The organism is Acinetobacter lwoffii, assembly GCF_022809915.1.
GTDB classification, from domain to species: domain Bacteria; phylum Pseudomonadota; class Gammaproteobacteria; order Pseudomonadales; family Moraxellaceae; genus Acinetobacter; species Acinetobacter lwoffii_M.
Window position 1 is genome coordinate 1 of record NZ_JALGQY010000027.1, and the last position, 19,293, is coordinate 19,293.

The 19,293-nt window shown below is 43.0% G+C and carries 17 protein-coding genes and 1 pseudogene; 12 read left to right on the forward strand and 6 right to left on the reverse strand.

Annotated features, from left to right (window positions below):
* From MTX11_RS12595 to MTX11_RS12620, 6 genes and pseudogenes are all read left to right on the forward strand, one after another.
* A pseudogene (locus MTX11_RS12595) lies at positions 1 to 339 on the forward strand (transposase); the annotation flags it as partial.
* Positions 340 to 880: 541 nt separating this feature from the next.
* On the forward strand, positions 881 to 1,633 hold the full coding sequence (locus tag MTX11_RS12600; RefSeq protein WP_004731799.1) for an electron transfer flavoprotein subunit beta/FixA family protein: 753 nt from the start codon (positions 881 to 883) through the stop codon (positions 1,631 to 1,633).
* Between the two features lie 18 nt (positions 1,634 to 1,651).
* Entirely contained in the window at positions 1,652 to 2,584 is a 933-nt protein-coding gene (locus MTX11_RS12605; protein ID WP_005106381.1) for an FAD-binding protein, read from the forward strand.
* A gap of 179 nt (positions 2,585 to 2,763) precedes the next feature.
* Entirely contained in the window at positions 2,764 to 3,423 is a 660-nt protein-coding gene (locus tag MTX11_RS12610) for a hypothetical protein (protein WP_243475260.1), read from the forward strand.
* 320 nt (positions 3,424 to 3,743) lie between these two features.
* Positions 3,744 to 6,725: a DNA gyrase subunit A gene (gyrA, locus tag MTX11_RS12615; protein WP_243475261.1), complete on the forward strand. Its 2,982-nt coding sequence runs from the start codon at positions 3,744 to 3,746 to the stop codon at positions 6,723 to 6,725.
* Positions 6,726 to 6,793: 68 nt separating this feature from the next.
* Complete coding sequence (locus MTX11_RS12620; protein WP_004280487.1) at positions 6,794 to 7,219, forward strand: hypothetical protein; 426 nt, start codon at positions 6,794 to 6,796, stop codon at positions 7,217 to 7,219.
* Between the two features lie 27 nt (positions 7,220 to 7,246).
* Here the strand turns inward: MTX11_RS12620 and MTX11_RS12625 are convergent, their stop codons facing one another.
* From MTX11_RS12625 to MTX11_RS12640, 4 genes are read right to left on the reverse strand one after another with little or no spacing between them, the layout of a single operon-like run.
* Positions 7,247 to 8,347, reverse strand: a complete 1,101-nt coding sequence (locus tag MTX11_RS12625) for an ABC transporter permease (protein ID WP_243475262.1) — start codon at positions 8,345 to 8,347, stop codon at positions 7,247 to 7,249.
* Positions 8,344 to 9,474: an ABC transporter permease gene (locus tag MTX11_RS12630; protein ID WP_243475263.1), complete on the reverse strand. Its 1,131-nt coding sequence runs from the start codon at positions 9,472 to 9,474 to the stop codon at positions 8,344 to 8,346. Before MTX11_RS12630 ends, MTX11_RS12625 begins: the two co-directional genes overlap by 4 nt.
* Positions 9,474 to 10,604: an HlyD family secretion protein gene (locus MTX11_RS12635; protein ID WP_243475264.1), complete on the reverse strand. Its 1,131-nt coding sequence runs from the start codon at positions 10,602 to 10,604 to the stop codon at positions 9,474 to 9,476. Before MTX11_RS12635 ends, MTX11_RS12630 begins: the two co-directional genes overlap by 1 nt.
* 11 nt (positions 10,605 to 10,615) lie before the next feature.
* Positions 10,616 to 12,076, reverse strand: a complete 1,461-nt coding sequence (locus MTX11_RS12640; protein ID WP_243475265.1) for a TolC family protein — start codon at positions 12,074 to 12,076, stop codon at positions 10,616 to 10,618.
* A gap of 360 nt (positions 12,077 to 12,436) precedes the next feature.
* On the opposite strand from MTX11_RS12640, the gene serC reads away from it, so the two are divergent.
* Together serC and MTX11_RS16625 are read left to right on the forward strand one after the other, a co-directional pair.
* A complete protein-coding gene (gene serC / locus MTX11_RS12645) occupies positions 12,437 to 13,516 on the forward strand; it encodes a 3-phosphoserine/phosphohydroxythreonine transaminase (RefSeq protein ID WP_005247638.1) in 1,080 nt (359 codons plus the stop codon).
* A 41-nt stretch (positions 13,517 to 13,557) separates the two neighbouring features.
* Positions 13,558 to 13,689: a hypothetical protein gene (locus tag MTX11_RS16625; RefSeq protein WP_017397656.1), complete on the forward strand. Its 132-nt coding sequence runs from the start codon at positions 13,558 to 13,560 to the stop codon at positions 13,687 to 13,689.
* 410 nt (positions 13,690 to 14,099) lie between these two features.
* Here MTX11_RS16625 and MTX11_RS12650 read toward each other — a convergent pair whose 3' ends face one another.
* Entirely contained in the window at positions 14,100 to 15,032 is a 933-nt protein-coding gene (locus MTX11_RS12650; protein ID WP_243475266.1) for a hypothetical protein, read from the reverse strand.
* Positions 15,033 to 15,283: 251 nt separating this feature from the next.
* On the opposite strand from MTX11_RS12650, the gene MTX11_RS12655 reads away from it, so the two are divergent.
* Complete coding sequence (locus MTX11_RS12655; protein ID WP_171054293.1) at positions 15,284 to 15,769, forward strand: YaiI/YqxD family protein; 486 nt, start codon at positions 15,284 to 15,286, stop codon at positions 15,767 to 15,769.
* A gap of 21 nt (positions 15,770 to 15,790) precedes the next feature.
* Positions 15,791 to 16,705, forward strand: a complete 915-nt coding sequence (locus MTX11_RS12660; RefSeq protein WP_213687515.1) for a DMT family transporter — start codon at positions 15,791 to 15,793, stop codon at positions 16,703 to 16,705.
* 9 nt (positions 16,706 to 16,714) lie between these two features.
* On the opposite strand, the gene MTX11_RS12665 is transcribed toward MTX11_RS12660, so the two are convergent.
* Positions 16,715 to 17,278, reverse strand: a complete 564-nt coding sequence (locus MTX11_RS12665) for a PilZ domain-containing protein (protein WP_243475267.1) — start codon at positions 17,276 to 17,278, stop codon at positions 16,715 to 16,717.
* Between the two features lie 26 nt (positions 17,279 to 17,304).
* Here MTX11_RS12665 and MTX11_RS12670 point away from each other — a divergent pair, with 26 nt between their 5' ends.
* Together MTX11_RS12670 and lolD are read left to right on the forward strand one after the other, a co-directional pair.
* Positions 17,305 to 18,540, forward strand: a complete 1,236-nt coding sequence (locus tag MTX11_RS12670; RefSeq protein WP_004645695.1) for a lipoprotein-releasing ABC transporter permease subunit — start codon at positions 17,305 to 17,307, stop codon at positions 18,538 to 18,540.
* A complete protein-coding gene (gene lolD / locus MTX11_RS12675) occupies positions 18,533 to 19,216 on the forward strand; it encodes a lipoprotein-releasing ABC transporter ATP-binding protein LolD (protein ID WP_114540849.1) in 684 nt (227 codons plus the stop codon). Before MTX11_RS12670 ends, lolD begins: the two co-directional genes overlap by 8 nt.
* The last annotated feature ends 77 nt before the right edge of the window (positions 19,217 to 19,293 follow it).

Sequence of the window (19,293 nt, forward strand, 5' to 3'; positions counted from 1 at the left end):
TTAAAGTTGCACCTGATTTAATATCAACATTAGATTTAAAAGAGACAAAAGTGGTATGTGCAGATAAAGGCTATGATTCAGAACCACTGCGTGAACAGATCAGGAAAACAGGGACTAAAGCGAATATACCAAAGAAAACAAATAGCCAATCGAACAATGACCATATGGACTGGTATTTATATAAAATCAGGCATTTAGTTGAAAATATGTTTTGTAGATTAAAGCAATTTAGAGGAATAGCTACTCGATATGACAAGCTCAAAAGAAATTATCAAAGTTCTGTTGCTTTAGCCTGTATATTTTTATGGCTACCTTTATAGGGTTAATTATGAACAGTAAATGTCAACAGACCCTAATCTGGTTGCAAAAAAGCATACTGTTCGCAGTATGCTTTTTTTTATAATTGCGAAGATTTGAAATTAAACATTCACTGTGTAGGCGTAGAATTCAATGCGCTGGTTTATTATTTGGTCAATTTGTCTTTATATGGGGTTTAATTCGCTCTCAAAAATAGTTCTGTCCAAAATGACAAAAGCTGACATATCTATATTCCGGCTGTTTTGCTTCAAGCTGCTTTAAATCAATTTAAATTAAATGTGATCAATCAAAACTTCTGATGTGATTAATCAGATAAAAAAATAATATAAATCAATAATTAAATTTTAAGTAAATATTGATACATTTCATTGTAATAAAACGATAACAATTAATTGTGAACGCATCGTTCAGGGAAAATTACGCATTTTTACACCTCTTTGTTGAATTGTGACTTGACCGAAATGCCGTACACATTGCAAGATAGGGCACCTAAAAAAATTTAAGTGAAGAGTTACACTAACTTTTCTCAACATTTACATTTGCTAAAACAGCCGAGGATTACATGAAGGCTCTTGTTGCTGTAAAACGTGTGGTTGATGCCAACGTTAAAGTTCGTGTTAAACCGGACAACAGTGGTGTTGACTTAACTAACGTTAAAATGTCAATTAATCCATTCTGTGAAATCGCAGTGGAAGAAGCGGTTCGTTTAAAAGAAAAAGGAACTGTTTCAGAAATCATTGTTGTTTCTATTGGTCCTAAAGAAGCCCAAGAACAGATCCGTTCTGCAATGGCGCTTGGTGCTGACCGCGGTATTCTGGTTGAAGCTGATGACAGCCAACTGGGTGCGCTGGAAATCGCTAAAATTCTTAAAGGCGTTGTTGACGCTGAACAACCACAATTGATCCTTCTGGGTAAGCAAGCAATTGATGATGACTCGAATCAGGTTGGTCAGATGCTTGGCGCTCTAATGGGTGCGGGTCAAGGTACATTCGCTTCTGAAGTGAAAGTAGATGGCGACAAAGTACAAGTAACACGTGAAGTAGACGGCGGTTTACAAACTGTTGAACTGACACTTCCAGCAATCATTACCACTGACTTGCGTTTGAACGAGCCTCGTTATGCGGCACTTCCAAACATCATGAAAGCGCGTAAAAAACCGCTTGATACCAAGTCACCTGCAGATTTCGGTGTAAACCCTGCAACTAAACTGAAAACAGTGAAAGTTGAATCACCTGCAGAGCGTAAAGCTGGCGTACAAGTGAAGTCTGTAGACGAACTTGTAGAAAAATTGAAAAACGAAGCGAAAGTGATCTAATACAGAAGGATAAAAATCATGAGTATTTTAGTTATCGCTGAGCACGACAACAAAGCATTAAACGCTGCTACTTTAAACGTTGTTGCTGCAGCGCAAAAAATCGGTGGTGATATCACTGTATTGGTTGCTGGTTCTGGCGCTCAGGCAGTTGCTGACCAGGCGGCTAAAGTTGCGGGCGTAAGCAAAGTATTACTTGCTGATGACGCTGCTTATGCAAACCAATTGGCTGAAAACGTGGCTAAACTTGTTGCTGAATTAGGTAAAGGTTATAGCCATATCCTTGCTGCTTCTACAACAACTGGTAAAAACATTTTGCCACGTGCAGCTGCGCTTCTTGACGTAAGCATGATCACTGACATCATCGCGGTAGATGGTCCTAAGACTTTCAAACGTCCGATCTATGCAGGTAACGCAATTGCGACTGTAGAATCAGGCGAAAACATCGTATTGGCGACTGTTCGTGGTACAGCATTTGATGCTGTAGCTGCTGAAGGCGGTTCTGCTGCTGTTGAAGCTGCTGCGTCTACTGGTGATGCGGGTATTTCTAAGTTTATCAACGAAGAAATCGTAAAGTCTGAACGTCCTGAACTGACAGCTGCGCGTATTGTGGTTTCTGGTGGTCGTGGTGTAGGTTCTGGTGAGAACTATCACAAGATCCTTGATCCATTGGCCGACAAGCTTGGTGCTGCTCAAGGTGCATCACGTGCTGCGGTAGATGCTGGCTTCGTACCAAACGATATGCAAGTGGGTCAAACTGGTAAAATCGTTGCACCTGACCTGTACATCGCGGTAGGTATCTCTGGTGCGATTCAGCATTTGGCGGGTATGAAAGAGTCTAAAGTGATCGTTGCGATCAACAAAGATGAAGAAGCACCAATCAATGCAGTCGCTGACTACTGGTTAGTCGGTGACCTGAACACTGTAATTCCAGAATTGGTTTCTAAAATCTAATTCCTGAATCGGGTCCAAAAACGCTCTTGTGCAAGCAGTGAAAGCAATGCTTTACTGTTTTGTCCAAGGGCGTTTTTTTTATGCAAAAATTTTAAAAATACTCTACAGTCGAAACTAGAGTATTTCATTTGCATGAAAAGTGATAAAATCCCGGTTTGCTTTTTCTCCTGTTTTTAATCATGTCCTTTTCCAAAGCCGCCCATATCCTGTTTATTAGTTTTTTGCTGATTGCGCTTTATCTGGGTATTTGTATTCATACTGCCCTGAATGCACCAGCTTCGGTAACTCAGTATTTATTTAGTGAATCAGGCGCTTTTGAAGTCATGAGTCCATGGTTATGGTACTTGCTGGCAGTGCTGTGTTTGCTTAATGTTGAAACCAAACCTAATACCCGAGTGTTTACGGCTATAGCAGCGACATTGTTGGGATTACGGGAAATGGATTTCCATAAGCAGGTGTTTGAAATGAGTTTTATCAAAACTAATTTCTATCGCAGTGCTGAAATTCCGCTCATGGATAAGCTGCTCGGATTTATTTTATTGCTCGGCATTATTTTTGTCTTTCTGGTACTGGCGAAAAAGCTGGTTCAAACCATACGAAGCATGAAGAATTCTTTGAATATTGCACATTTTTTTATCTTCCTCACCATTGCCTGTGGCGGACTGAGCAAGGTGCTGGATCGCACGACCTCAACCCTGAAAGAAGAATTCGGCATCCAGTTGGTACCGCATACTCAAATCATGATTATGACCATTGAGGAAGGGGTAGAAATGTTATTGCCAGTTTTATTGATTGTGGCTGTGCTGAGCTATCGTAAAGTACTGAACCAGGCACAATAAAAATATAGAAAAAACGATGAAGATGCGCCAGTTGATTGGCGCATTTTGTTTTTGTAGTACTGTATTTCTCAAAATTTGAGGTATTGAAAAATCCTGTCTCGATGCGCTAATTTTCGGTTTTCAAATAACAAGAAAATGATCACTAAAATGAAGATAATTAACAAGGTTAAGCTGAATATTTCGACACAAAAATACAAGTGTTTATGCTATAATTTAGGGCTGTATTTTAGTTTTTAACTCAGTCGTTTGAGTTAATGATTTTGCTAGTTTTACGACATATAAATACAAGCCAAAATTGGCTTGTAGAATAAGGAGTATGCATGAGCGTATCGGAAATTAGACCGATTGCCATTGAGGATGAACTTAAAAGCTCATATCTCGATTATGCGATGAGCGTGATTGTGTCACGTGCATTGCCCGATGTACGAGATGGTTTAAAACCTGTTCATCGTCGTGTGCTTTTCGCAATGCACGAATTAGGCAATGACTATAACAAAGCTTATAAAAAGTCTGCACGTGTAGTCGGTGACGTGATTGGTAAATATCACCCGCATGGTGATTCTGCCGTATACGAAACCATTGTACGTATGGCGCAAGATTTCAGCTTGCGTTACCAATTGGTTGATGGTCAAGGTAACTTCGGTTCGGTCGATGGCGATAGCGCAGCAGCCATGCGTTATACCGAAGTACGTATGCGTAAACTGACCCACGAACTGTTAGCGGATCTTGAAAAAGATACCGTCGAGTGGGAAGACAACTACGATGGCTCTGAGCGTATTCCTCAAGTCATGCCAACCCGTGTACCGAACTTATTGATTAATGGTGTTACCGGTATTGCAGTCGGTATGGCGACCAATATGGCGCCGCATAACATGACTGAAGTGGTGAATGCGTGTCTGGCCTATGCTAATGATCCTCAGATCAGTATCGAAGGGTTGATGGAACATATTTCTGGTCCGGATTTCCCGACAGGCGGTATCATTTACGGTAAATCAGGCATCGTCGATGCATACCGTACCGGTAAGGGCCGTTTGCATATCCGTGGTAAGTACCATTTCGAAGAAGATCCGAAGAATGGCCGTACCACGATTGTCTTCACTGAAATTCCATATCAGGTCAATAAAGCAAAAACCATTGAGCGTATTGCTGAACTGGTCAAAGAGAAAAAACTGGAAGGCATTTCAGAGCTTCGTGACGAGTCTGACAAAGACGGTATGCGTATCGCGATTGACCTGAAGCGCGGTGAAAACGCTGAAGTGATCGTGAACAACCTGTTCCAGAACACGCAACTTGAAAACTCTTTCAGCATCAATATGGTTTGCCTGGACAATGGCCAACCAAAATTGATGAACCTGAAAGACATCATTGCCGCGTTTATCCGTCACCGTCAGGAAGTAGTCACGCGTCGTACCATGTTCGAATTACGCAAAGCGCGTGAACGTGGTCATATCTTGGAAGGTTTAACCGTTGCTCTGGCAAATATTGATGCCATCATCGAAACCATCAAGAGTTCTGCAAATCCGGCTGAAGCGCGTGAGCGTTTGCAGGCAGGTGAGTGGGCAGGTGGCGGTGTTTTGGCCTTGTTGGAAAAAGCCGGTTCAGTTTCTGTGCGTCCGGATGAGATTGAAGGTGAAGACCCAAGTCGCCCATTTGGTTTGGATGGCGAGATTTATCGTTTGTCACCAACTCAGGTGAATGCAATTATGGAACTTCGCTTGCATCGTTTAACTGGTCTGGAACAAGACAAGTTACATGCTGAATATAGTGAAATCCTGTCACAAATTGCTGAACTGACTGCAATTTTGAATGACTTTAATCTGTTGATGAACGTGATTCGTGAAGAATTGGCATTAATTCTTCAGCAGTATGGCGATGCACGTAAAACGTCGATTGTCGAGTCACGTATCGATTTCTCTCGTGAAGATCTGATTCCTGAAGAGCAAATGGTGCTGACGGTATCGAAATCAGGTTATGCGAAAACTCAACCATTGTCTGACTACGCTGCACAGCGTCGTGGTGGCCGTGGTAAGTCTGCGACCAGCATGAAAGAAGATGATTACATTCAACATCTGATTGTGACGTCAAGTCATGCGACGGTACTTTGCTTTACCAATGTTGGTAAGGTCTATCGTCTGAAAGTCTATGAAGTGCCGCAAGCATCACGTGGTGCGAAAGGTCGCCCAATGGTGAATTTGTTGCCACTGGATGAAAACGAGACCATTACTGCGATCTTGCCTGTGATTGACGCGCCGAAGAAATTCAAAGAACGTCTGGCTGCCTTCAAGGCATTTGTCAAAGCCAATGCAGCGCAGTTGCAAGCCAATGAAGTGATCAATGCTCATTTTGCCGAGCTTGAAGCAGCGCTGACAGAATCTGAAGATGGTGCGGATGATATTTCTGATGCATTGCGTATTCAATTGAAACAGTTGGGCTTGGAGCTTTCTGCAACAGATCTTGATGATGACATCATCAATGACTTTGCTCAGCAGGCTGAAGCGGTACGTAAAAACTTCTATGTGTTTATGGCAACCGAATACGGTACGATTAAACGTGTAGAGCTTGAGCAGTTCTCGAATGTTCGTTCAAACGGTTTACGTGCGATTGAGTTGAATGGTGACGATACCCTCATTGGTGTGGCGATTACTGATGGCGAACAGCAAATCATGTTGTTCTCGAACGAAGGTAAAGCCATTCGCTTCGCTGAGACGGATGTACGTTCAATGGGCCGTTCTGCCAAAGGTGTACGTGGTATGCGCGTGACTATTGGTGCAGCTGCACAGCTAGAAGAAAATGACGAAACTGAGATCGAGTCTGATGACGAAGATGGTTCAGATTCAGCATTGATTAGCCGAATCGTATCACTGGTGGTTGTACCTGAAACTGGTGAAGTACTGTGTGCATCTGAAAACGGTTATGGTAAACGTACTCCAGTAGACGACTTCCCGACCAAGAAACGTGGCGGTAAGGGCGTGATTGCGATCAAGACCTCTGAACGTAATGGTCAATTGGTGGGTGCTGTTGCCATCGATGCAAGCAAAGAACTGATGCTGATTTCAGATGGCGGTACGCTGGTTCGTACCCGTGCATCTGAAGTGGCGCAAACTGGTCGTAACGCACAAGGTGTTCGTCTGATCCGCTTAGGTAATGAGGAATTGTTGGTCGGTGTAGTTTCAATTGAAGCTGTTGAAGAAGATGAGTTTGTTGAAGCGATTGAAGGTGCAGAATCTTTAGTGGCTGAAACGGATGCAGTTGCTGAAACTGAGCAAGTTGCAAAAGATGGTGAAAATTCAGTAGAAGAATAAGTTTTTTACTGATAAAAAGGGCGCTTCGGCGTCCTTTTTTATAAACCTTGACTGCATAAGGGTAAGCGATGAAAACCAAATTAATGTTGTTGGCAGCAGCGGTTGCATTGACTGGCTGTAATTCAATGGACAATATTCCGAATCCGAGTCCTGAACAGGAAAAGGCGGCACAGCTGGCTTATGAGGATTTGCGTGACGGGAAATATGAGGAATTTCTGGATCAGTTAGAACCGCAGTTGCAAACCCAGTTTAAGGATAATGAAAAGCTGATGAAACGCTTTTCACGTTCAATTCCTCAAGGTGAATACAAGTCTAAGACTTTAATGACCAAAGAGATTGAAGAAGCAACCAATCAGCCTGGACAATATAAGGTCAGTTATGAAATTGCCTATCCGGAGAATCTGGTTCAGTATGATGTGAGTTTTGATAAGCCGAATGGTAGCAACAAGATTCGTAATTTCAATATTCAGGTCTTTGGCGAATCAAGTAAATAAGTGGAATAGGCGCATTGCTATAATGTTCTATCTGCTTTGATGACCAGAAATTAAACGTCGATAAGCCAAGAAAAAGCACATGCTGCCGATCATTCCAAGATAGAGCAGTTTAGGTAAGACCAGTGCGGTAGGTACACCCATCTGATTGAGTTGAATAAACATCTGCACAATTTGGGTGGAAGGCAGGATTTCGCCAACGACTTGCATCCAGATAGGCATGGCAGCATGTGGCCAGGCCGCACCAGATAAAAAGAACAGTGGAATGGAAGTGAATACAATCACATGACCCGCACGTTCTGGCAGATCCAGAAAACTGGCAAATAGGCAGGTCATGCCAATTATCGTGTAGATAAAAACCGGAACAGCCAGTAGCATCCCGAACAGGTTGCCACCGCGCGGATAATCAAACAGCCAGAAGCTGAAACCGAATAAATAGAAACATCCCAGACAGCCAATAGTAAAGACTGCTAAACCCATTCCCATGAGTGCATTTGCGTTTAATTCTATTTTTCTTTCCCGATATACCAAAATCAGCATACTCAAACCCAAAAGAATGGTTTGGTGGATAATTAAGGGTGCAACCGCAGGAAAGACATAACTACCATAGCCGGACAGTGGATTAAATAAAGGAATTTGATGCACAGAAAGGGCTGGTGAAAAATCCGAGACCTCGCCAAAGCGTTCAGCATAATCTGCCAAAGTTTGCTCAACTGATGTGGCTAAGCCCAGACCAATTTGTTTGGTCACTAAAAAGTTGGCTGTACTTAAATACAGGCCAATGCCACCTGTTTCACCATGCCTTAAGCTTTGCGATAAATTGTCCGGCAGCAGTAAAATACCATCGGCTTTTTGTGATTCCACCCATTGTTTGGCCTCGGAAAAATTGCCGGTAATCGCCTCAATTTCCACATTGGGGCTTTGTGCCACCTGACCAATAATGCGGGTGCTTAAGCTACTTTGTTCTTCATCGACAATGATAATCGGTAAGGCTTCAGCCTGCTGCGCCTGATAAGCAGTTGGATAAAAAAAGCTGTAAAACAAGACAGATAGAATCAGCGTGGTAAAGATTGTGCCGTGACTGACAATATCTTTGAAGCTTTGTAGATAGTAAAACCAAAGGGATTTCATTGGACTGCTCCTTTGGCTATTTTTTTAAGAAACAGATAAGCCAGCAGAGCGTAGACTAGGGCATAGACCAGCAGCATCAATCCAGCTTGCAGTGAAATATGTACTGGACTGCCAATCACCCATTGTTCGGTTTGTAATTTGGCATAGGGCGTAAACGGAATAATATTGGACCAGAACTGGGTGAATAGGGGCGCATTATTTAAAGGGAGGGTCACACCGGCAAAGCTCAACGATGAACCCCCATAGACCGCAATGATGCCGAAAGATTTACTTAAATCTTTGGTCGCTAGAACCACTGCACTGCTTAAAAATGCATAGGCGCTATATAGCAGAAATTGTGCCGATAGAATCAGAGTGAGCGAGCCGGCAACAAACCAGCCGCGAATTTCAATCAGCCAGAACATCCAGGCCCAAGTCCACACACTAAAAATAGCCACATAGACCAGGTTCTTAGACAGTAATGCCATCAAGATGGATGAGTTGCTAATCCAGCTTATTAAGGTCTGTCGCTTCAGTTCCTGACCGACGGAAAATGCCACACAACAACACAGCAGTAAATGCAGAATCGCCGGAATGACATAGGGTTCCAGATAGAATTCATAATTCAGCTGCGGATTGTACAGCGGTGATATTTTGATATGCGGTGACGGTGCTTCGAGAGAGGGCAGCCGGTTGCCCAGATATTGCTGTCCGCTAAATTCAGCCAGTGCTTGCAGGGTACTAACCAGCATGGCAGACGAAATGGTATTTCCGATACTGAAATAACTCTGGTTAAAGGCAATACTGATGTCAGCATCCTGAGCACGAACCAGACGTTGCTCGGCGCCGCTTGGAATATGGATATAACCCCAAATTTTATTTTGATTTAACAGGCGCTCAATTTCAGCTGTTTGTTCCGACACCGTAGCAATTTTAAGAGTATGATTCAGTGCCACATGCTGATAAATGCTTTGACTCAGCGCACTCTGGTCTTGATCAATAATCGCAATCGGTAAATGATCCGGTTTCCCTTGAGCAAACATGCTGCTGAATAAAATAATCACCAGTGCAGGTGCCAGCGTGACCAGACACAGATCCCATTTTTCGCGGAGCAGATAGCGCAGTTCGCGCCATATACCCGTCCACATTATCGGGTCTCTTTCAGTTTAAATAACACGCTCATCCCAACTTTCAGTTCAGGAATCGCTGGTGTGGGCACAAGATGCAGCTTAAAACTTCGCACATCATAACCGCCGGTTTGGCGTGTGGTCTTAATGGTGGCAAATTCACCTTCAGCACTGATCTGCTTGATTTTAAAAGTGGCGGTTTTATCTAGGGCAGGAATATAACCTTCAATGCTGCTCATTTTCTGAAATGGGGCATATTGGTCTTCACGAATATTCAGGCTCACCCACATTTGATCTTCAATCAGGCTGACCACAGGGACTGCGGTGGCTACTAGCTCCGAGACTTTTCCATAGGTTTTAGATACCGTTCCGTTTACAGGTGCAACTAATTGGGTTTCTGCTTCTAAAGCATTGGCTTCATCCAGCGCAGCCTGGGCAATATCTACCTGTGCATCGGCAGAACTCTTTTGCTGCGAGGTGCTGCCACGTTTGGCACGTGCATATTGCTGATACGCCGCCTCTGTCATTTGCGCCGCTGATTGACTGGCTGCATACAATTCATCACGGCGCTGACGTGAAATCACACCTTCCTTAAATAAATTTGCACCACGCTCATAAGAAACTTTGGCTAAATTCTGTTGTGCTTTCAGCGATTGCCAGTTGGCATACAGGCTGGCGATATTTTCTTCCTGAGAGCCACGTTCAGCAGTCGATTGTAAGGCCAGCGCAGATTGTAAAGCCGCTACTGCTTGCTGTTTTTTGGCCTGAATTTCCGGGCTGTTTAAGCGCACCAGCACATCGCCTTTTTTGACCTGCTGACCTTCTTCTACATAGATTTCTTCAATGCGGCTCGGCACTTTGGTGGCCACCTGGACCGTTTCAGCTTCTACACGACCCTGCAATTCCAGCGGAGCCGGTTGATAGCTTTTCCATAATCCAAAAGCGATGACTGCCAGTAGAACAGGAATCAGGGCGAGCAATAAATATTTTTTCTTTTTGGAGATTTCAGGAGCTTGTTCATGCTCGGTCGAAGTCGTCGCGTTGTTTTCTATTTCAGTTTTTGTTTCTACCTGTTGCGCAGGCGATTTTTCTGTATCGCTGGATGAAGCCGCTTCATTCACAGGATCATTGGGTTTTTGATCTTCGTTCATGTTCGGCTCCATTAGCGAATATAGTGAGTGTTGGTATGTTGGATGTAGTTCGGAAATTCTGCAATCGAGCCATGGCTTTGTAATAGGGTAGCCAGTGACATCACATATTTGTAGGCATTCAAGGCAGTTTCAGCTCGTAATCCGCTCAGCATATTTTGTGCATCGATGACCTGTGTGGCGGTGCCCATATCTTCTTTAAAGGACAATTCTTGGATGCGTAAATTTTCCTGTGCGGCTTTCAAGTTTTGTGCCAGAAGCGCATCACTTTGCTGTGCGCTGAGTGCTTCGCTATAAGATTTATAGATCAGATTTTCAATTTCCTGCTGGGTGCGTGCAGTGAGTAATTCTGTAGCAGAGCGTTTGAGTTCGGCAGCCTGAATATTTTTGTTTTTATCAATTCCGGAAAACAGGTTATAACGTGCGGCAACTCCGACAATCCAGTTTTCATTTTGATCCAGACTATATTCACCAAAAGCAAAAACATTCGGTTTTTTCGCTGCTTGCTGGGCTTTCACATTGGCTTGGGCCAATTGGGTATCCAGCTGCATTTTTTGAATCAGCGCAGAGTTCTGACTAAAAGTTTTTAGCAGATGATTTAAGGCCTGTGGCTCGGTTTTATTGACAAATAAAGGCGTCGAAAGCTCAGTGATGCTACTTTCCTGAAGCAGATTATTCAGCTGGAACAGCGCAGCATTCAAATTGGCCTGCGTATTTTGCTGGCTGCGCTCGGCATTATTACGTGCCACTTCAAATTGCATGCACTGGCCTTTACTGATAAAACCTTGCTGTTCCATCTTTAAGGCATTGCGATAATGCTGTTGCATGGCATTCAGGTTAAATAGTGCTGCTGCATGCAGTTGCTTTTGGAGTTGTACATTAAAATAACTTTGAATCAGTTCAAAACGCTGCGTGTCTTGCTGCTGTTTGTTGCTGAGCTGACTACGACCGACCTGAATATTGGCAATTTCTTTGGCGCTGCTTGTCAGTCCACCGGTATAAAGCGGCATCATGATTGAAACCGTCGGGCGAATCACCTGATCATCCAGCACGACATTCGAACTATCAGGAATTAAGCCAACTCCATTTTGGATAGGTTGTCTTAAACTATTTTTTAGTGGGTCAGCCAGATCACCTAAGTTCAGTTCATCAATTCTATTATTGACACCATCCGTTAAGGATTGCTCTAAATTATTTTTTAATGCACCTAAAGGCAGATCGAGTTCATTATGAAAGGCATACGCACGAACATTCAGATCGACTCGTGGCAGACCTATACCTTTCACTGCTTCAGCTTCAAGTTTTGAGGCCTGCTCCAGACTTTGATAGGCTTGGCTGCTATAAGAATTTTGCAACAACTGACGTTCAGCGTCCTGAAAGCTGATGCTCTGCGCATGAGCAAAGCTGCCATACATCATTGATGCAAGCAGATTTAAACCCCAGACAAGCTGTCTTTTATTTTTCTTTAAGTTCATAAAGTCGCTAAACTGATTTAAAGCCGGTGATGTTATCCGGCTAGTATAAATCAAAGGTTCGTAGATAGAACTAGTGTAAAGTTATAGTATTGTTTCTTTTACATCTGTATTTCAAATACTTATCGGCTGTTTTTAATGGAATATCTAGAATCAAAAAATGGCTTAATCTTGAATATTTTCAATTGTTAGTTTAAAGATGATAAAAACAGCAGGCTAAAATACTGGTCAATTTATCTTGTGAATCTACATTGATTTTTTGACTCTATCTTGACTCATAGATTGAAATAATTTTGTGCAAGACCCTGCCAGATATGGTTAAATGCCATCATTTTATTGTGTTTCACTCTGAAAGGAAAAATCATGCGCGCGTACAACTTCTGTGCTGGTCCTGCTGCATTACCGACTGCCGTACTTGAAAAAGCTCAAGCTGAAATGCTTGACTGGCACGGCAAAGGTCTTTCGATCATGGAAATGAGCCACCGTAGTGCCGACTATGTTGCCATGGCTGAAAAAGCGGAAGCAGACTTACGTAAACTCATGAATATTCCTGAGAACTACAAAGTATTGTTCTTGCAGGGTGGGGCATCATTACAGTTCTCGGCAATTCCATTGAACCTGCTTGGCAAAAACAACAAAGCAGACTATATCGATACCGGTATCTGGTCTGAAAAAGCCTTGAAAGAAGCGCAACGTTATGGCGATATCAATGTTGTAAAAGCGGGTATCCAAATTGATGGTAAATATGCGATCAGTGCACAAAGCGAATGGAACCTGTCTGCTGATGCAGCTTATGTGCATTATGCCGATAATGAAACCATTGGCGGTCTGCAATTTGCTTCAATTCCTGAAACAGATAAGCCATTAGTGTGCGATTATTCATCTAGCATTTTATCTGCACCCTTAGACGTCTCTAAATTTGGTTTGATCTATGCGGGCGCGCAAAAGAATATCGGGCCTGCTGGCTTAACGCTGGTGATCATTCGTGATGATCTACTTGATCAAGCTAAACCTGAAATTCCAAGCATCTTGAAATATGCAGATCAAGCGAAAAATGGCTCAATGGTCAACACACCATCAACTTATGCATGGTACTTGTCTGGTCTGGTATTCGAGTGGTTACTGGAAAATGGTGGCGTAGAGGCCATGCACAAGGTGAACCTTGAAAAAGCTAACTTGCTTTATGGTTATATTGATCAAAGCGATTTCTATGCGAATCCAATCGCAAAAGCAAACCGTTCAATCATGAATGTACCATTTACCTTGGCCAATGCTGATCTTGAGAAACAGTTCCTGAAAGAAGCCGAAGCGCAGCATTTATTGAATCTTGCCGGTCACCGTTCAGTAGGTGGTATGCGCGCAAGTATTTATAATGCTGTGCCTTTAGAAGGCGTGCAGGCATTGGTGAACTTTATGGATGACTTTGCCAAACGCAATGGTTAATTCCTGAAACGAAAAAACCCAGCACAGGCTGGGTTTTTTTTATGAGTACAATAATTTTAGAAAATAAAAGTATGCAGGATGAATCCGCAGATCAGCATCCCCAACATGAAAAAAAGGCAGGACATCATATCAATATTATAGCGGGAGCTAAGATGATGCTCGACCTGTTGTAATGTTTCTTCTTGCACGATTTTCATAGATATTTATTGTCCGATCTATTTATCGTTAATACTAATTTGTTGTGAGTATTTTTATCATAAAAAATTGATTAAATAAAGTACATTTTTGATTAAAGAGCATAAATTTTCATTTTATTTAAATATTAGATTTGCACGACAACAGATTATTTATATGAGAAATCAAACGCTTATTTTTACAAGATTTTTAAGGTTATTTTAAATATTTAAAATGAAGTTATTTGAATTTAAAAATGTGGATAACTCGGTTTTTAATGAATTTAAATAGATTATTAAGCCAGAAAATATGTATAAAAAATAATCAAAAATTAAAATGACAAATAAGAATATAGATGGATTAAAAGAAGATACCCATCAAAATGAATATCTTCTTTATATGTTTGAACTTAAGACACTTTTCTATAAATATTGGCCTGAATCCACAAGTTGCCACGAATATACTGGCCAATCTGGAAGTTTTTGAACTGGTCATTCCGCGTTGCAATCCGGATCAAGGTCGCAGGCTGGCCTTCATCATGAATGAGGGTGACATCATACAGAGTGTAGTCCTGACCCATAAACTGCATAGTCGTTTTACCGACAATATTGCCTTGAAACCAGGCTTCATCTTCCTGACCCATGGTTTCGCCGTATAAATAGGCCACCATTTTAGAAAAATCTACGGTTACAGGTTCTTTATCTTCTTCAGACTGCGGCTGCCAAGCATCAATCTGTTCCTGCAAATTGTCCGGAGCTACCCCATTATTGGCAGCCAGAATATCATTCAAGGCACGGTGGTGCTTGATCGAAGCCGGATCATCAACCACCAGATGCTCATGATCTGCGACCGCTTCAAGTTCATAGGCCCAGCCATTCAGATTCACCACATAGGACTGGTCTTTTTCATAATGCGGGTGATTGACGCTATACAGGCTATCGAAAGCGTAAATAATATTGTTAGCACCCAGATTCAAGCGCAATACAGCCTGAGTATTGGATTTACAGCTAATAATCCGGTCAATCGTGGCTTTCACCTGATAAGGACTGTCAAAGCACGGAAATGCAGTTTTTACCGCTTGAGGTTTGTTGTTTTCAACGGCAATCACTTGACTCAACTGTACCGCAGCTTTGCTCGGTCCCTGAATCAGCCAAGTCTCTGCATCCATATCACATTCTTGTGTACAAAGGCCCATCGGCATGATTGGTTCATCAAGAGCTTTGCCTAACCACTGTGGTACATCTGTGCCAGGGTTGTCGGTGAGCAAGGTCCAGTGTTCGACATGACTACCGAAATTTTGATCATCAATGGTGATGATCTCTGGGCTATTCTGATTTTTCATATGCACAATTGATCTTGGATGATGTATTTATAGTTAATCGAGGGTCATTGCGATTTTTCAAGTCAATCGAATGAATTTTAAAATTAAAATGCCAGTCAAATGAAGTCAATTTTTTTTCTAGCGTGAATCACGCCAGTTTTACCGGGCACATACTTATTTAAAATACTGATGACAGATGCAATGAAAATGGAGCGATTTAATCATCAACCTGATCACTGCAATTTGCTAGAATAACCATGATTTATACCTTAATGGGAAGCCCTGTGTTGCCATTCAAACTTTGGGTCGATGCCGATGCATTGCCACGTATGCTGCGAGATGTGATTATTCGTGCTTCGGATCGCTATCAGCTGGAAGTCACTTTTGTTGCCAACCAGCCAGTCGGAATCACACCTTCGGTCAGAATTAATTCAATTCAGGTGATGAGTGGGGCGGATGCTGCAGATAAAGAAATTATTCTGCGCATGAAAGAGCATGATATTGTCATGACCCAAGATATTCCCTTGGCTGCGGAAGTGATTGAAAAAGGCGGGATTGCGATTCATCCCCGTGGTGAAATTTATACTACGGCCAATGTCAAAGCGCGCTTACATCTGCGCGATTTTATGGACAGCTTACGCGGAGCGGGCGTGCAAACGGGCGGTCCGCCACCGATTTCAGAACGGGATAAACGCGAATTTTCCAGCGCACTCGATCAGACCATCCAAAAACAAAAACGTAAAACTTCCGCGCTTTAAGCCTTATTCAGAGTGACTCGCATGCCCACACAAACCAATATGATTGCCACCTATCTTTTATTGGTTTTTATCTGGGCGACGACACCGCTAGCTATTGTCTGGAGTGTGACGGATTTGCATCCGCTCTGGGCTTTGGCATTGCGTTTCTTTTTGGCTTTGCCTTTTGCATTTGCCTTGTTGTGGCTATTTAAAACCCGTTTTCCCTTAGATAAATTATCCATGCACAGTTACCTGGCTGGCGCATGCAGTTTTATCGGCTCACAGATTTTCACTTATCTGGCCACGGATTATCTGAGTTCAGGCATTATTGCCCTGATGTTCGGACTGGCGCCGATTATTACCGGTTTAATTGGCCGTTTTGTATTTCAGCTTAAGCTCTATCCTTCGCAGTGGGGTGGTATGGCGATTGCCTTGCTGGGTCTGGGCATTATCTGTGTCGGTGGCAAAGATCAGCATATTCAGCCGATTGGCATAGGCCTGATGTTGCTCAGTGTTTTTATTTACTGTGTTTCGATGTTCTGGGTGAAAAAAGTTAATGCACCTCTCGAACCTATGGCACAAGCGGCCGGTTCTATTGCTGTTTCAGCGGTCATGGCCTGTGCCATGTTGCCATTTATCTGGCAATTTGCACCAACCCAGATCCCACAGGCTAAATCGCTGATTGGACTCAGTTATGCTGTAATCATGGCTTCCCTGATTGCGATGTTCTGTTATTTTAAACTGGTGCAAAAAATCAAGGCGACTACTTTGTCATTGACCACCGTATTGACGCCGATGCTGGCCTTATTTGTCGGGGTGATTCTGAATGATGAAAAATTATCGGGTGGGGCCGTGTTCGGTGTCATTATCTTACTGGCTGGTTTGTTGTTATATTTTTCCAGAGAAATTAAAGCGAGCTATAACGCTCGCCTTTCATCGTCCAGCAGTACTGACTAAAGCAGGAATTTAGGCAAAGTGAGCCTTGACGCATTCACCCAGTTTGACCCGGTCTTGCGGATGCATGGTAATAAAATATGCACCAGTCCGATATTTGCCATTTTCTTCTTCGCGACTGTAGGCCACCTGAGCGGTTGCTGCAATATGGAAGAAATTTTCCGGATGACTCAAAGTCACGTGCAGATAGGTGCCTTCAGCGATAGGGCGCTCATTAAAGAAACTAAAACCGGTTTCTGAAAAGTTCACTTGCTCTGGTACAGGTAACATGCTTTGTACAATTGCGTCATACAAAGAACCGGTAATAAGGTTTAACTTTTGATTAAATAAGGATAAGATTCGAGCAATTTGTTGATCTTTTTCAGATAATTGTTGTAATTCGTAGTTAACCGCATGATCAAATTGATCTAGTTCTGCAAGTAGTAGAAAATAGCGGGGCAAGACGAAGTTAGGATCGTAAGGATCATTCAAGGCAACATCATCGGAAATAATCTGATAATTAATTCGTAAGGCAGCATCGATTCGAGACATGACGCGTCTTTCCGTAAATCCGTTTGGATGCTGTACATTTTCCATAATTTATTACCTCGGACTAGATGGTTATGTTCAAACCAATCTCGCTGTATATAGGGTTGAAATATACTCGCGCACGGCGTAGTAACCACTTCATTTCTTTTATCGCGTTGGTCTCAATGATCGGCCTCACACTCGGTGTGGCAGTCCTCATTACAGTGTTGTCTGTGATGAATGGTTTTGACCGAGAGTTAAAGAATCGTGTCTTAGGAATGATACCCCAAGCGACTGTTTCCTCAACACAAATTTTAACAAATTGGCCGGAACTTGCAAAGCAAATTGAAGGGCATGAACATGTCCAAGGAGTCGCACCTTTTACTCAATTACAAGGCATGCTGACCGCACAGGGTCAGGTCGCCGGCATTATGGTCAGCGGGATCGAACCCGAGTATGAGAAAAAAGTTTCGATCATACAAAACCATATGGTTGAGGGCAGTATCGACAGCCTGAAAAAAGGTGAATTTGGTATTGTTTTGGGCAAGCAAATGACCGATGCCATGGGTGTGGGTTTAAATGACAATATTACTCTGGTTTTGCCAGAAGCCACCCCATCACCAGCTGGTGTCGTCCCGCGTTTCAAGCGTTTTAAAGTAGTGGGAATCTTCAGTATTGGTGCTGAAGTTGACTCGATGATGGGTTATATCGCTTTAAATGATGCCTCGACCTTGCTGCGTCTACCGGATGGTGCGCAGGGTGTGCGTATGAAGCTGGATGATATTTTCCTGGCACCACAAGTGTCTCAGGAAATTGTGCGTGATTTGCCGGGGAATTTCTATGCTTCGGACTGGACTTATACCCATGGTAATCTGTTCAGCGCGATTCAGATGGAAAAAGCCATGGTCAGCCTGCTTTTATTCCTGATCGTTCTAGTCGCGGCATTTAATATTGTGTCTTCACTGGTGATGGTGGTGACGGATAAAAAATCGGACATTGCCATTTTAAGGACTTTGGGGGCTTCACCTGCCACCATTACCAAAATCTTTATGGTGCAAGGTACCGTGATTGGGGTGATTGGAACTTGTGCAGGGGCCATCCTCGGGATTATTGCGGCAACCAGTATCAGTAGCTTTATTGGCTGGCTCAACAATACTTTAGGCCTGAATATGTTTGATGCCTATTTTATTAACTACTTACCTTCGTATCTGCGCTGGCAGGATGTCTTGGTGATTGTAGGCTTGTCACTGGCACTCAGTTTTGTCGCGACAATTTATCCGGCTTTACGTGCAGCAAAAATTCAACCGGCAGAGGCTTTGCGTTATGAATAATCTGATTTTAGATGCCCAGAATATTCACAAATCCTTTACCGATGGCAAGGCCACTGTCGATGTGATTCGCGGCTTGTCGCTACAGGTAAAAGCAGGTGAGTTTGTTTCGATTGTAGGTTCAAGTGGTTCAGGCAAAAGTACCTTATTACATGTTTTGGGTGGATTGGATCGCCCGACGTCAGGTCAGGTCATGGTGAATGGCCGCCGTTTTGATACCTTGTCTGAAGCAGAACGCGGTTATGTGCGGAATGAGCATTTGGGCTTTGTTTATCAGTTTCATCACCTGTTGCCAGAATTTACGGCACTGGAAAATGTGGCCATGCCGCTGATGTTACGCGACAACATGAAGTTTAAGGAAGCCAAACAGCAGGCCGAATATTTGCTGGAACGTGTTGGTCTTTCGCATCGTCTGACTCACAAGCCGGGTGAATTATCCGGAGGTGAGCGTCAGCGTGTAGCTTTGGCGCGTGCAGTGGTCGGTAAACCTAAACTGATGATGGCCGATGAACCGACCGGAAATCTAGACCGCAAGACTGCAGCAAAGATTTTTGAACTGCTGACCGAATTGCAACGTGAGTTCAATATGGCGATGCTGATTGTGACGCATGATGAACAGCTAGCCCATGCAGCAGATCGGATTTTACATATGCAGGATGGTCTCTGGATTGAACCATAAATAACGAGAATATTCGCATTTGATTGAAGCTCACTCCGGTGGGCTTTATTATTGGGCAAAATAATAACAAGACAGAA